14 protein-coding genes are annotated in these 12314 nt (G+C 39.5%); 5 read left to right on the top strand and 9 right to left on the bottom strand.

Features of this window, described 5'->3' with window-relative positions; translation table 11 throughout:
• Window positions 1–7 precede the first annotated feature (7 nt).
• Window positions 8–253 (bottom strand): OadG family transporter subunit, encoded by a 246-nt coding sequence (locus QL989_RS14270; RefSeq protein WP_178955085.1) that lies wholly within the window; start codon window positions 251–253, stop codon window positions 8–10.
• Between the two features lie 524 nt (window positions 254–777).
• Between QL989_RS14270 and QL989_RS14265 the strand changes: the two genes are divergently transcribed.
• The 3 genes from QL989_RS14265 to QL989_RS14255 all read left to right on the top strand — a co-directional run bounded on the left by QL989_RS14265 (window position 778) and on the right by QL989_RS14255 (window position 1794).
• Window positions 778–951 (top strand): DUF1328 family protein, encoded by a 174-nt coding sequence (locus QL989_RS14265; protein ID WP_002961939.1) that lies wholly within the window; start codon window positions 778–780, stop codon window positions 949–951.
• 49 nt (window positions 952–1000) lie between these two features.
• Window positions 1001–1192 (top strand): hypothetical protein, encoded by a 192-nt coding sequence (locus QL989_RS14260; protein ID WP_008115136.1) that lies wholly within the window; start codon window positions 1001–1003, stop codon window positions 1190–1192.
• Window positions 1193–1326: 134 nt separating this feature from the next.
• Complete coding sequence (locus QL989_RS14255) at window positions 1327–1794, top strand: YcxB family protein (protein WP_290170875.1); 468 nt, start codon at window positions 1327–1329, stop codon at window positions 1792–1794.
• A 53-nt stretch (window positions 1795–1847) separates the two neighbouring features.
• Here QL989_RS14255 and csrA read toward each other — a convergent pair whose 3' ends face one another.
• From csrA to ribA, 6 genes are all read right to left on the bottom strand, one after another.
• Window positions 1848–2039, bottom strand: coding sequence for a carbon storage regulator CsrA (gene csrA / locus QL989_RS14250; protein ID WP_004587515.1), 192 nt, complete (start codon window positions 2037–2039; stop codon window positions 1848–1850).
• An 89-nt stretch (window positions 2040–2128) separates the two neighbouring features.
• Complete coding sequence (locus QL989_RS14245) at window positions 2129–3346, bottom strand: aspartate kinase (RefSeq protein ID WP_138604931.1); 1218 nt, start codon at window positions 3344–3346, stop codon at window positions 2129–2131.
• 6 nt (window positions 3347–3352) lie between these two features.
• Window positions 3353–5953 carry an alanine--tRNA ligase gene (alaS, locus tag QL989_RS14240; RefSeq protein WP_138604930.1) on the bottom strand — a complete coding sequence of 867 codons (2601 nt, stop codon included), beginning with the start codon at window positions 5951–5953 and terminating at the stop codon, window positions 3353–3355.
• Between the two features lie 19 nt (window positions 5954–5972).
• Window positions 5973–6425, bottom strand: coding sequence for a regulatory protein RecX (locus QL989_RS14235; protein ID WP_138604929.1), 453 nt, complete (start codon window positions 6423–6425; stop codon window positions 5973–5975).
• Entirely contained in the window at window positions 6425–7213 is a 789-nt protein-coding gene (locus QL989_RS14230) for a BPSS1780 family membrane protein (protein ID WP_138604928.1), read from the bottom strand. Before QL989_RS14230 ends, QL989_RS14235 begins: the two co-directional genes overlap by 1 nt.
• Window positions 7214–7613: 400 nt before the next feature.
• A complete protein-coding gene (gene ribA, locus QL989_RS14225; RefSeq protein ID WP_290170873.1) occupies window positions 7614–8237 on the bottom strand; it encodes a GTP cyclohydrolase II in 624 nt (207 codons plus the stop codon).
• A gap of 236 nt (window positions 8238–8473) precedes the next feature.
• Between ribA and QL989_RS14220 the strand changes: the two genes are divergently transcribed.
• Window positions 8474–9571, top strand: coding sequence for a TonB family protein (locus QL989_RS14220; protein ID WP_290170872.1), 1098 nt, complete (start codon window positions 8474–8476; stop codon window positions 9569–9571).
• 46 nt (window positions 9572–9617) lie between these two features.
• Here the strand turns inward: QL989_RS14220 and QL989_RS14215 are convergent, their stop codons facing one another.
• Both QL989_RS14215 and QL989_RS14210 read right to left on the bottom strand, forming a co-directional pair.
• The gene (locus tag QL989_RS14215; RefSeq protein WP_290170871.1) at window positions 9618–10070 is read right to left on the bottom strand and encodes a low molecular weight protein-tyrosine-phosphatase; all 453 of its coding nucleotides are present in this window, start codon (window positions 10068–10070) and stop codon (window positions 9618–9620) included.
• A gap of 167 nt (window positions 10071–10237) precedes the next feature.
• Window positions 10238–10744, bottom strand: coding sequence for a DUF3087 domain-containing protein (locus QL989_RS14210; protein WP_178955075.1), 507 nt, complete (start codon window positions 10742–10744; stop codon window positions 10238–10240).
• Between the two features lie 214 nt (window positions 10745–10958).
• On the opposite strand from QL989_RS14210, the gene QL989_RS14205 reads away from it, so the two are divergent.
• Complete coding sequence (locus tag QL989_RS14205) at window positions 10959–12116, top strand: hypothetical protein (protein WP_290170870.1); 1158 nt, start codon at window positions 10959–10961, stop codon at window positions 12114–12116.
• The last annotated feature ends 198 nt before the right edge of the window (window positions 12117–12314 follow it).

The following is a 12314-nucleotide window of genomic DNA, read 5'->3' as shown; positions in this document are numbered from 1 at the left end:
TGCTCCTCTAATTATTATTTGTTTTGTACTGAGCAATGGCAGCACTAATTGCAGCGATGTGCTCATTTGGCACACCTTGAGATTTAAAAGATGGTGTTCTCTGTGATGCTGCTAGTTCTGGCTGAGAAAACTTGCTAGCCAGCTTAGACATGAGTGTCACTGCACCAATCAATAAAGAAAGAAATACAAACACACCCACCATGCCTGTTAGCATTAAATTGCCTGCAGTTGTGAGTAAAGCCCCTATATCCATAATTCTCCCCTGTTTAAAACCAAACACATAAAAAATCGGTTTATTTAAATAACTATTCACCAATAGTAACAAAAACTATTCTTTTGTCTACACGTTGTAAATTGGTAAAACCAATTAATCTAAAAGTAACATATCACCAATAAGGTTAACACCACCTAAAATAGCTTATTTAACCCAGATATATAGATGATAAAAATGTTCGTTATAAACAAAGAATATATAAAAACACTAATACTTTGTAAAAACACATATAAAACAAACCTATTGTACTAACCCACTAATAACCTTCAAAACAAATGTTAATTGGTCTTACCAAAACAAAGAGCAGCAACAACTATTTATTATCTCATCAGAGACAACTGTGAATAAGTTACCGATAAGATCGTAAAAATTACCAACTCAGTATAAAGCCAATCGCGAAAAACCGAAATAAACCATTGATTTAAAACAAAATAAAATACTGGCACATTACTCGCTTATATAAAAACAACACTTTAACACTTAGATAAATCAAGGAGATGACAATGTTACGCTGGACAATTACATTTTTGGTGATCGCACTAATCGCAGCCGTTTTAGGATTTGGTGGTATTGCAGGAGCCGCAGCAGGAATTGCTAAGATCATATTTTTTATCTTTTTAGTTTTACTGGTTATTTCACTTGTCTCTGGCGCTTTACGTGGTAAAAGCCCCAGGTAGATAAGAAACAACGAACCTCTTTTTAAATTTATATACAAGGAATTACATTATGAAATCATCAACACTTAAAGCAGCAGCTATTGGTCTATTCGCAAGTGCATTTATTATGGGTTGTGAAGACAATCATGCAGAAGAAGCCGGTGAGCGTATTGACGAAGCCGTGACAGATGTTCAAAACAAGGTAGAAGATACCTGTGAAGAAGTAAAAGAAGGCGTTAATGCCGAAGAGACAAATTGCTAATATTATTTATTTAGCTAAGAAACGACCTACGGGTCGTTTTTTTATGCCTAAAATATAAATAGTTTCTAGTCATTTCCCCTTTTAAGCTGCGCATTAGGCTAAAATAATAAAAAATAGCTTTTAAGTGCAAACACATGGTCTTTACAACAACTTATAAACTCGATAAACCTTATTTTTATGAATGCTTCGACCAATCGCTGCCTTATAGTAAGCGTGCACAACCTAAATACTTTTTATTGGCGCTACTTGTGATATTAGGGCTATTTGGCATTTATGGTTTAGGCGATCATTACCTTGGTACATTTTTGCTTATGTTAGCTTTACTTGAGTGCATTGCTTTTTATTATCGTCGTCCTTGGTGGGTAACAAGGCAAATGCTTAGCAGAGCATCTGGTTCTGAAGTCACTCTCACCTTCGACGAGGACGGAATAAAATCAACCAATCATTACAAGAATTACCAGTTAGCTTGGCACGACATTAATGAAGTGATTACTACAGATTGCGGCCTATTGTTAAAAAGTAAAAGCGGTATGCAATACATTTCTAAGGCAATACTCGACGAAGAAGCGATTGATTTTATACACAAAAAAGCCACTCAATGAGTGGCTTTTACAAATGTCATAGTTATTAACTAGCACATTTTATACTATGTTGATTAAGCATTGCCCGGATTAGGGTTAGACTTTTCAGCTTGTATGCGCATGTAAATTTCTTCACGATGAACTGATACGTCTTTAGGTGCGTTAACACCGATACGAACTTGATTTCCTTTAACACCCAGAACAGTAACGGTTACTTCGTCACCAATCATCAGGGTCTCGCCTACTCTACGAGTTAGTATTAGCATTCTCTTGCTCCCATGTTCCAATAAAATTATAAGATTCCGCAACACATTTTAATTAAAATTAGACTAAAAAGTAAGTAAAAACTCTCAATCTATTCATTTTCTGTTAAAAATGTCTTATGTAATGCACGAACAGCCAGTTCAAGGTATTTCTCATCTATTAAAACTGAAATTTTTATCTCTGAGGTTGAAACAAACATCACATCAATGCTCTCTTGTGCTAACGAATCAAAAAATAAACTCGCTACCCCAGAATGAGATTTCATCCCCATACCCACAGCTGACACTTTCGCCACATTAGTTAATCCGTCAATTGCCTGTGCGTCAAATTGCTGTTGCTCAGCCGCTAACAAATCAAGTGCGTTTAAATAATCATTTAAATGCACAGTAAAAGCATAGTCGACTTTTTCAACTTTATGATTAATTTGATTAATCATATCTATTTCGATGCCATTATCTGCAAAAAGTTTCAAAATTTTTGCAAGCGCTTTTGTGCCTTGCGGTACTCCATGTACCTTAATCAAACACTCGTCTCGATTAAATGCAATACCCGACACAACGTTACTCGCCACATCGCTCTCCTCAAAACTAATTAATGTACCTTCATCAGGTTTAAAGCTAGATAACACTCTTAATGGTACATTGTGCTTACCAGCCGACTCTACAGAGCGAATATGTAGCACTTTAGCACCTAAACTAGCCAGCTCAAGCATTTCGGCAAAGGTTACATGGCTTAAACGTCGTGCATTAGGTTCAATACGAGGATCTGTTGTATATACGCCATCAACATCAGTATAGATCTGACATTCATCCGCTTTTATTGCACCCGCTATTTCAACTGCAGAGGTATCGGTGCCACCACGCCCAAGCGTAGTCACGTTGCCCTCAATATCGCGCCCCTGAAAGCCGGCAATAATAGCAATACGGTTATGTTCAAGTTCATGTTTTAAACGCGTTGCAGCCACGTCTTCTACACGGGCTTTACCGAACATGTTATCGGTTAATATATTCACCTGATCGGCTAACAAGCTTACCGCAGAATGGCCGCGTTTAATAATCGCCATCGCTAATAAAGCTATAGAGACTTGTTCACCGGTACTGAGTAATACATCGAGTTCACGACTACTCGGGCGAGAGTCGATTTGTTTGGCAAGATTAATTAAGCGATTGGTTTCTCCCGACATTGCCGAAAGCACCACCACCACTTGGTGGCCTTGTTGCTTAGTTTTAACAACAAGGTCGGCGACCGCTTCAATACGCTCTATTGAGCCTACCGAAGTGCCGCCAAATTTTTGAACTATAAGTGCCACTTAAGCTTAAGTACGCTCAGTTAACCAAGCTGTTACACTATCAAGTGCTGCAGTTAAGTTTTGTGGCTCAGAACCACCTGCTTGCGCCATATCTGGACGACCGCCGCCTTTACCACCTACTTGGCCTGCCATGTGGTTAACTAACTCACCCGCTTTTACTTTACCGGTTAAGTCTTTAGTTACACCCGCAATTAGGCTTACTTTATCACCGCTGGCAACACCTAAAGCAATAACGCCTGAGCCAATCTTATTTTTAAGGTCATCAACCATGCCACGAAGCGCTTTTGATTCAGTTCCTTCAACGTTGGCAACTAACAATTTAACCCCATTAATTTCAACCACTGAATCAAGTAATGATGCACCTGCCGCACTGGCTAGTTTATCGTTAAGTTGGGCAACTTGCTTTTCAAGTCCTTTCGACTTTTCAAGTAAGGCAGTTACTTTTTCAAGTACTGACGCACTGTCACCTTTTACAAGCGCGGCAACATCTGCTAATTGCTGTTCTTGTTCATTAACATAAGCGATTGCTTCTGCACCGGTTACCGCTTCAATACGACGAACACCGGCAGCAATACCGCTTTCAGATACAATTTTGAATAAACCAATGTCACCTGCACGCTCTACGTGTGTACCACCACAAAGCTCAATTGAGTAATCACCTATGGTTACTACACGTACTTCGTCATCGTACTTTTCGCCAAACAATGCCATAGCACCTTTTGCTTTAGCATCATCAATTGCCATTAGCTCAGTGTTAAGTGCAAAGTTACGACGAATTTCGTCATTTACTACACGTTCAATTTCGCGCAGTTCTTGTTTGGTCACTGCTTCAAAATGTGAGAAGTCAAAACGCAGGCGATCTGGCTGCACAAGTGAGCCTTTTTGCGATACGTGCTCACCTAAAAGCTGACGCAATGCTTCATGTAAAATGTGCGTAGCTGTGTGATTTTTCTTAATGCTTTCACGACGCGCATCGTCAATAGTCGCATCCACTTTATCGTTAACGCCAATACGCCCTTGAACTGTTCCATGATGAGCAAAAGCATTACCCAATTTAGTGGTATTTGTTACATTAAACTCACCACCGGCAACAGTAATTGTACCGCTATCACCAATTTGGCCGCCTGATTCAGCGTAAAACGGAGTACGGTCTAAAACAATAATACCTTGCTGACCATCTTCTAATAACGATACCGATTCGCCACCGGCAAAAATTTCTACCACAGTGCCACGGTAATGATTACTATCGTAGCCTTTAAAATCAGTATGCTTGTCTGATTTTAATTGCTCATTATAATCTGCACCAAATTTGCCCGCTTGCTGTGCTGTTTTACGTTGCACTGCCATACATGCTTCAAAACCTTGATGGTCAATGGTCATTTGGCGCTCACGCGCTACATCGGCTGTTAAATCGGCAGGGAAACCATAGGTATCGTAAAGTTTAAATACTAAGTCACCTGGGATCACATCCCCGGTTAAATCACTCAAGCTTTCTTCTAAAATAGCTAAACCACGCTCAAGCGTTTTACCAAACTGCTCTTCTTCAATACGCAGTACTTTTTCAATAATTTCTTGTTGCTTAGCAAGCTCTGGGTACGCTTGACCCATTTGCTCAATAAGTGCAGAAACCAATTTATAGAAAAACGCGCCTTTAGCACCTAACTTATTACCGTGACGTACTGCACGACGAATAATACGACGCAATACATAACCACGGCCTTCATTTGATGGCATAACCCCATCTGAAATTAAAAACGCACACGAACGAATATGATCCGCCACCACGCGAAGCGATTTATCATCCATATCTTGTGCATTAGTAACGCTTGCAGCGGCGGCAATTAAGCCTTGGAATAAATCGATTTCGTAGTTTGAATGCACACCTTGTAAAATAGCTGAAATACGCTCAAGGCCCATACCAGTATCAACAGATTGCTTAGGAAGTGGCTCCATAGTCCCGTCACTTTGACGGTTGTATTGCATAAATACTAAGTTCCAAATTTCAATGAAACGGTCGCCATCTTCTTCAGGAGTGCCCGGAGGACCACCCCAAATGTGCTCACCGTGATCATAAAATATTTCAGAACATGGACCACAAGGGCCGGTATCACCCATAGACCAAAAATTATCGCTCGTTGCAATACGAATAATACGATCTTCAGGTAAACCTATATCGTTAGCCCAGTAGCCAAAGGCTTCTTCGTCATCATGGTAAATAGTTACTAAAAGCTTTTCTTTTGGTAGTTTTACAACTTCAGTTAAAAACTCCCACGCAAATTTAATTGCATCTTGCTTAAAGTAATCACCAAAGCTGAAATTACCTAGCATTTCGAAAAAGGTATGGTGACGTGCTGTGTAACCAACATTTTCTAAATCGTTGTGTTTACCACCAGCACGCACACAACGCTGAGAGCTAGTTGCGCGTGTATAAGGGCGGCTTTCGGCGCCTAAAAATACATCTTTAAATTGCACCATACCGGCATTATTAAATAACAACGTGGCATCGTTACCCGGTATAAGCGAACTAGAAGGAACAACTTGGTGTTGTTTGCTGGCAAAAAAGTCTAAAAACTGTTGCCTAATCTGTGCGGTAGTCATGTGCTGCATGTGAAAGTCTCACCTGTATTTACTGTGCTTGCATTGCAAAATTTATTTGATCATAGCTAAAACCTCGATACATTAAGTAGCGCACGCGCTTAGCTTTTTCTTTGTACTCGAGGTTTGCCGGTGTCGTTGAATATTTTTTGTTGTACGCTTCCTGCGCGAGCTCAAACCAATCTATTTCCAGCTCATCAACCACTGTTTCAAGCAGTGCTCTATCAATCCCTTTACTCATGGCTTCACTTTGAATTCGCTTTAAACCATGGCATTTAAATATGTGTTTTCTTACAAACCCTTCACAGTAACGCTGCTCGTTAATAAAGTTGTGCTTTTCACACCAATCAAGCAGGTTTTCTATGAATTCATCGGTTGCTTCTCTTTGCTGTAACTTTTGAGTTAACTCTCGGCGCGAATACTCTTGCCTTCCTAGTAACCAAAGCACATAGTTTTTTAACTTTTGTTTTAATGTATCATCCATTAAGCGTCAAAGCGCCCGCTTTGCTCGCTACTTAAAGGCTTAATGTTACTGTCATCACTTGGTGGCACAACGGGCATAAAAATAGCCTGATAAGATACAAAGAAACTAATGTAGCAAATTGGCATTAAAATCAACAGCGGTAGTAGCGATAAGAACATCGACACCACCATTAATAATGCGCAAATAATACCATAAACACTTAATGGTAAAATATTATAATAAAACACCATAAACGAACTTTTTAAGGCATTTAAAATACGTTGCTCTTTATTAAAATAAACCAGCGGTACTGCGTAGGCAAACGAAGTAAAGTAAATTGAGAGCGCAATTAAAAACAATGCCACGTTTGCAAGCGAAATACTCTCAAGCATTTGGCTAACGGCGGTGTTTGGATCTAGATCTGGCTGTGTCATAACCGCCATTGCATCAGCAAATAACCCATTGGCAAGCAGGGCAATTAAAATACCGGCCCCCATTTGATAAAGCGCTAAGCGAAATAAGCCTAACCGATTTCCTTTGGCTGAAAAAGGCTTCAAAATGTCGGCTAACATAATTTTTCCGCCCTGCTGCTTGGTAAGCACGGCTTGATAAAAACCAGCGGTTAAAAATGGTGTAGCCAATGCTGCAGCTATTTGTAATACCGGCAAAAATAACGACAACAAGCCAACAATGCCAATAAACAAATGCATAAAAATAAAAGTTAATGGCTGAGTTTTAAAAATTAGCCAACCCGCTTTAAACCATTTTAATGCCGCATCAGCTTTAAAAATTCGTAATTGTGTAGACATACTTGCTCTTAATTAAAACAAAACACGCCGAGTATAACTCGGCGCTGGTTGGTATTACATAGGTGGCGGCGATAAATGCCGTTAATATTAGGGTCTGTTGCCCTTTGCGGATTAAAATTTGTTCAAACTAGGGGCAGTTTAATCGCGGCGCGAGGTTTGTAACCTAGTGGGTTAAGTAAAAACCGAGCAAAGCTTCCGCGTCCTGCTCACGCCCCTTACCTACATCCATGTAGGCAACAAAGAGTAAATCGCTCCTAGGCAGAACCCTTCGGGCAGCGCCTGTTTGGCATTGATGCTGCGTTATCGCCTATTTATGGGGAATAACCACACCACATAGGCTCTGCCTTGCCTAAATACCAAACAGACTGCTGCAAATTTAACCTTAAAAGGTCAACAGACCCTAAGGTTTTTTAATTTTCTTAATATCTAGCATGTGAGAGCCATGCTTAATCTTTGTCTCTAAATACGCTTTATTACCTGAAAGCCCAGCTTTAATGTGAGCATGAGTACCCACAACAGAATCAACTTCTATACCTGCATCTTTTAATGCATTGAGCTTCTTAGGGTTATTAGTCATTAATTTAACGTGCTTTAAATTAAGCGCATTGAGCATTAACACTGCATCTGAAAAGTCACGTAAGTCATCAGCAAAACCTAAATGGTTATTAGCTTCGTAAGTATTCATACCTTGTGATTGCAGTACATACGCATCAATTTTATTATATAAACCAATACCACGCCCTTCTTGGCGTAAATAAAGTAAAATACCGCCCTGCTCATGCATCATTTCAATACACTCGTTTAACTGCTCACCACAGTCACAACGTGACGAGTGAAATACATCACCAGTTAAACATTCAGAGTGCATACGAATAAGCGGAACACCTTGCTCGGTATCGGCGTTATTAAACACCATAGCAATATGCTCTTGGCCATCTTTCAAGTCAGTAAATGACACTATTTCTGCAGGGATATCACTGTTTTTGCCAACATTAAGCTGGACTCTTGCTCTTACTTGCGCCACGACAAATCCAAATATTTAAATAACTACGACACGACAATAAAGTGATAATATCACAAAACAAGATAAATACACCGTAGTACAATACTGTTTATGGCAAATATATGGCGACGACAGCTGCTGTTTTCAATATGTAAGCATAAATATATTAGTAACGTGTACTGACCTTAATTTACCTAAAATAATGACAAATACACAAAGGTTTGCTAATTTACCACCGACAAATAATAGGGATCATTATGAAACTAAATAAACGTGTATTACTGATGGGCTTAAGTTTATCTGTATTAAGCACCATGTCATTTGCCGAACAAGCAAGTAACGCTCAAGCCATTTTCAACGACGCATATCAAAATTACTTAAATGCGGTTAAAACCAAGGAAAATGTGCAACAAGCCGCGGAGCAGGCCTATACATTAGGTAAAGCTGTTTACGGTGATAATTCAGATAACACCGCAAACTTGGCTATTAACTATGCAAAATCAATTAATGGCTATGGCAAAAAATGGATTGAAAAACGTTTTTCACTATATCAACAAGCCTACACTATTTCAGTTAACAACCATGGTAACAAATCGTTAGAAACCGTTGATTCTTTGGTTGGTATGGCTAATTTTGCCCCCTCAGCTCAAAAAGCGGACTATTATTTAGATCAAGTAATTGCAATAGCAAATACAGAAAATAAACCTAAATTTTTGGCCGATATGAAATTAGAAGCGGCAACCATATTAGCCAATAAATTCGGCTACGAAAAATACCATGAAGCTAAAAACTACTTAGAAGAAGCCGATGAGTACTATCAAGCTAACTTACCTGAAAACTCGGTTGAACGAATAAAAGCTGACTTTTTAATGGCGTCGTTTGCTGAGGGTAGAAAAAGATATACTCAAGCAATTGAACGACTTAATCGCGTAGTAAAGGTATTTGATGAAAGCTTAAATTACGATCACACCGCCGAGCTTACCGCACATTCAAGATTAATTGGCTTGTATGAAAAACAAGGCAAAAGTGATGAAGCCACTAAACACTGTATCGCGATAGCTAAAATGGTGCCGTGGAAAGAAAGCCAAGAGCAAACACCACTATACCGCGTTGAACCTAAATACCCAAAAAACAAAGCGCGATTTAGCAAAGATGGCAGCGTAGTTATGGAGTTTGAAGTAAATGAATCTGGCTTTGTAAAAAATCTGCAAGTACTTAGCTCTGAGGGTGGCTTGGCCTTTGAAAAGTCGGCAGTAGAAGCATTAGAGCAATGGCGCTATGCCCCTAAGTTTGAGCATGGAAAAGCGGTTGCAGCAACTTCCAAAGTACAGCTCGACTTTAAAGTAAACCGTTAATAACATACCAAAGGCGCTTCAAGCGCCTTTTAATTTATCATTATAGCTATTTTAACTTAGCTAAAATGTTATCGCTGGCGGCCTCTATTAAATCAAGTACCTTTTCAAAGCCATCATCACCGCCATAGTAAGGATCGGGAATTGCGCTTTGTGCTTGCTCGCCATACTCTAAAAACAACGCAAGCTTGTACTGCAAATGTTCAGGGCAACGTGCGGTTAAATCCGACAGGTTTTGTTTATCGGCTGCTAAAATAAGGTCAAACTCGCTAAAATCACTACTACGCACCTTGCGCGAAAAAATACCTTTAAAACTATAACCGCGTTTTTCACCAGCCTGCATTGAGCGCCTATCTGGTTGATTACCTTCGTGATGACCAATAGTCCCTGCCGAGTCCACTAGCAGATCAATACCTAACTTTTTAGCGCGAGCTTTTAATACCGCCTCTGCGGTAGGTGAACGGCATATATTTCCCAAACACACTATTAGTACTCTTTTCACTTATGACTCCCAAGCTTTTGCAAAAAATCAGTAATAAACGTTATTTTAATGAGGCTAATAGTTTTTGCTAGCCTTCCAGTTGCTTAAGCACTAAACATACGTGTTTTTCATACGTAAGAAAAAAGCAGAAGGCCTTAGAGGGTTATGATTTTTGCAATCCCTATAACTTAAAACTGCTTTAAAATTGCATCATTGTAGTCATCAGCATTTAAGGTTAAGTTGAACTTGGCCGCAACGCTATCTAACTCGGCTTGTTTAATCGCTAAATCATCCATAGTGATGGTGTTATCGTCAAGCTGCCATAATAATCGTGAGCCCGCATAACTATATTGAATCGCCAATAATGCATCGGGGTTACCTTCTCGTCCCGCCGCTTTTAGCTTAGCCATTTTACGAGTGATTTTATTAAGCGCTTTTTTAAGCTCCCACACATACACCACCTCGGTCATAAAAGGATGTGTTCGGTATTTATTTAACAACCAGCCAATGCCAATACTCGTAACAATTACGCCTAATAAGTTCCAATGAAAATGACTACCACTTTCATCGGGAAATAATGCAATTAAGGTTTGTGAAATTGCTAAACTGCCCACAGCTAAACCTGCTGCACAGCCGACAATAACGCGATTTAAATGTTTACGATAACGTGCTTTATCTATTTGAATAAGTTGCATAGCTGCCTAAAAGTAAAAAACTAAAAAATACACAGCCCCATTGTAGCTAAACCCATCACAGAGTTAAGACTCTTTTTTAATAAAATACCCGTAGTTTTTGATTTAGCGCCTGTTTTATACTGCTTTCAACATAAAACCAACCAACGATTTTATTTGCACCCACTTATTAGGCATAGGATAGTAGGCAACAAATACGACTTAGTATAGGAACATCATGATAAAAACACTGATTGCCACAAGTTTAATACTTTCTTCTTTTAGTACTTTAGCCAATTTAAACACACCGCTAACCCCAGAAGAATTGCGAATTGAAAAAGCCAGCCAAGCGATGCCAGCCGTACTAAGCGCTTTTGCCAGCGAAGTTAATCAATTTGAGCAGCAGTTCAAGTCACTCTCAAGCTATGCACAAGCCGTAGATGCCGTTAATGACTACTCAAAACGATTATGGTTTAGTGCAAAAAAACGCATCGCTACAACGCAAAACTTAGATGATCGCGCACTTTATTGGGCTCGCTTACAATCAAGTAAAATAATTCGTACCACAAAACCTGCATTTTCGCTGAGCACCGCGCAGCAAACAGTGTTATTAACGTTACTAGAAAACGGAAGCCGAGGTCGCACAGACCTAAGCTACTCACAAAACACCACTAAAAAGATACTACTAACTGGGTTTGACCCATTTTTACTTGATAGAAATATAAACCAAAGTAACCCATCGGGCGTAGCTGCGTTGCTTCTTGATGGCCAAGTAATAAACTATAAAGGGATTAGTGCTGAAATAAACACTGTAATGGTGCCTGTGCGATATGAAGACTTTGATCAGGGCATCATAGAGTCCTTACTTGCCCCTTATTACGCACTTAATAATGTGGATATGGTGGTTACCGTTAGTATGGGTAGTAAGGATTTTGATCTTGAGCGCTTTCCAGGTAAGCGCCGCAGTGTAACAGCCCCCGACAACGCCAATATAGTATATGGCGGTACCAAAACAGCGCCTCTCATTCCAAGCTTACACGACCGCCCATTACCCGGAACTGAGTTTGTAGAATTTAGCTTACCTGTTAGCGCTATGCTAAAGGCAAAAGGCTCTTTTGCGATTAATGATAACCGCCATGTTATTACCCTCAAAAAAGACTTTGAGCCTAACAGTTTTGACGAATTAAAAGAGTCAACTGCAGTGCGCGGCGGTGGCGGTGGTTATTTATCTAACGAAATTTCGTATCGAAGTATTCGCCTTCGTAACCAGCTAAACTCAGATATCCCGACAGGGCATATTCACACCCCGCGAATTGCTCAGTTTGAACCCGAAACCGAAGCTAAAATAGTAAAACAAATTCAAACTATGTTAGAGCACAGTTTACTAGCGCTCTAACATAGCTTGCTTTTTCAACGTTAACATATCGATTAAATAACAAATGTAGGAGCGCTTAAATGCTCCTACGTTTTATTAAACTAAACCGCTAAAAGAGCATGCTGTAGTTGCATTAAAATTAAAAGTGCTCTGAATCCGCTTTGGCTATTTTATAATAAAAACTCATTACTTTAATTATTAACTAGATCTTCACAAATT

Origin of the sequence: Pseudoalteromonas sp. APC 3224 (assembly GCF_030407535.1) — a bacterium.
Lineage (GTDB): Bacteria > Pseudomonadota > Gammaproteobacteria > Enterobacterales > Alteromonadaceae > Pseudoalteromonas.
This window is presented reverse-complemented; position numbering and strand designations above follow the sequence as displayed.